General features: G+C 23.6%; 2 protein-coding genes. Both read right to left on the bottom strand.

The window, feature by feature from the left end:
- Positions 1–312, bottom strand: coding sequence for a hypothetical protein (locus tag HMPREF2897_RS01520; RefSeq protein ID WP_002495691.1), 312 nt, complete (start codon positions 310–312; stop codon positions 1–3).
- 98 nt (positions 313–410) lie between these two features.
- Positions 411–1,541: an SAP domain-containing protein gene (locus tag HMPREF2897_RS01515; protein WP_002504099.1), complete on the bottom strand. Its 1,131-nt coding sequence runs from the start codon at positions 1,539–1,541 to the stop codon at positions 411–413.
- Between the last annotated feature and the right edge of the window lie 502 nt (positions 1,542–2,043).

Here is a 2,043-nt window from a genome sequence, read left to right as displayed (position 1 = left end):
TTATACTATAAATTCAACTTTGCAACAGAACCCTATTAAGTTTATAGTATATAAAAATGGTATTGGTATTAATGCTAACAAAAGCATTTGTATTGGTACATGAAAGCCATTATTTTGTATAAAACCCCAAACTTTTTTTAGTCCTTGTGTTTTACTAACGCTTTCGGGTGAACTGGAGCCTAATTGTTTTATAAATTCTTCTGAAGGATGAAAAATTAAAGCAATAGGAATTGTTACTAGTAATAAAGCCGTTGATAATATAAAGGTTTTTAATGCTCTTTTAAAATAATTTTGATCTTGGATTTTAAACATAAGGAACCTCTTTTTTATTTTTGAAACGAGTGGAAACGAATTTCTTCATGTCTTGATTTTGATATCACCTGTAAAATAGCTATTAACCATTTTTCACTTTAATATTCATGGTCATTTTCACTCAAAAATGTGCTTAGTCTTTCTTCTTTTAAATATAGAATAATGCGTCCGTCATATTTATTAATATGTACATTGATATCTTCTTTTATTTTCATTAATTCTTGAATATCTATTGAAATGAAGCCATCGTCATAGTTATCTTCGTAATCTTCATCTGTGTGTTTATAAGGATATTCATTTTTTAACCATTTATATAATTTTGATACAGATTCTGTTTCATTTTCTTCTAAAGTATATGCCACTATGCAGCTTATAAAATGATAAATTAGCTCGTTACTCAACTCATTTTCATATTCACTAATATCTTCTTTAAACATACTTACTAATTCATCAATAGAATAGTTCAAATCAATGATTAATATTTCATAAGTATTTACAAAAGTATCATATTTTATATAATTTTTTACTACTGTCTTTATTGACTCATATTTTAATGACTTATCTTCTTCATCATAATATGAATTGTATATACTATCTGAATCTAAAGTGTTAATTAATGTTTTTAAGTGATCATAATATATTAAATTTAAATATTTTCTACTATTATCTAAATCTTTCTTTTCATTTAGATAATAGTCACATAAAGCTCTATATATCGCCATTAAGTCATTATTATTATCTTTTTTACTTAGTTTATAATCATATATTGCTAAAATTTTATCTTCACATGTATTATCTATATAATGCTCAGCTATATAAAAAGCTTGTTTGTAACTTATATGATCCCAACTAGTTATAAAGTGCATTAAGTATTTTGTATCTCTTATTAAAAATATTCCTTCATCAGTCGCGTCATAATAAGAGGGAAGTTCTATATTTTGTATAGAACCAAAATTTTCCTTAACACGTTGAATAAGTTTTGGTTTAGTTCCAGATATAGGAAGATTATTATTTTTAAGTAACTCTCTTAGTTGTGAAACTGTAAAATAATTCAAACTATTTTCTACATCTTTTTTTATAACTAATTTATCGTCTTCTATTAATTTTTGAATAGATTTTAATATAGATTTTTCGCCATAAGCCCTAAGTCCACTTGGAAATATTTCTTTTCCTACTTGTCTGTTTATATTTGTATGTAAAGTAATTAAATCATCAGTATTTAAATTCACAGTTTAAACCTCTTTTTAATTATAATTGCTATTTACTATTTGAATTTTTAGTATAGTAAGTTGTTTTGATTTCAACTCGAATAATTCCGCCATTTCTTCTTCAAAAATTTTTACTAAATCAAATAAAACATCGATGTTTTTTACAAATATAAAGAATTTCTAAGATATTTTAATCTCCTTTTTTATAAATCTTATCACAGAAGTTATTTAAATTTTAAATAACTTTATTTTTGATTTTGAGAGATTATTTAGAGGAAATAAAGTATATTGATACAGTTGTTTTACTCATAAATATATATCAACTTTTAAAAAGAAAATATGAGTTAAACAAATATATTTTGATTTTAAAAATCAGAATATGGATTAAAACTAGCGATTACTTTTTAGGTATCGCCAGTTACATGTAATCTAAAATTTTGCATAAAATCATTCAAAAAGTAGTTATGATTTTTAGTTCTTGCAGAGGTATTTTTCTTTTAAAACACCAAAATTTTGATTTGAA

Source organism: Staphylococcus sp. HMSC065D05, assembly GCF_001813195.1.
Taxonomy (GTDB): domain Bacteria; phylum Bacillota; class Bacilli; order Staphylococcales; family Staphylococcaceae; genus Staphylococcus; species Staphylococcus epidermidis.
The sequence above is the reverse complement of the archived record's forward strand: the minus strand, read 5'-3'. Positions and strand labels throughout refer to the sequence as shown.

Excerpts from the sequence above, each read along its gene's own strand:
- HMPREF2897_RS01520 (WP_002495691.1), bottom strand. The coding sequence starts at position 312 with ATGTTTAAAATCCAAGATCAAAATTATTTTAAAAGAGCATTAAAAACC.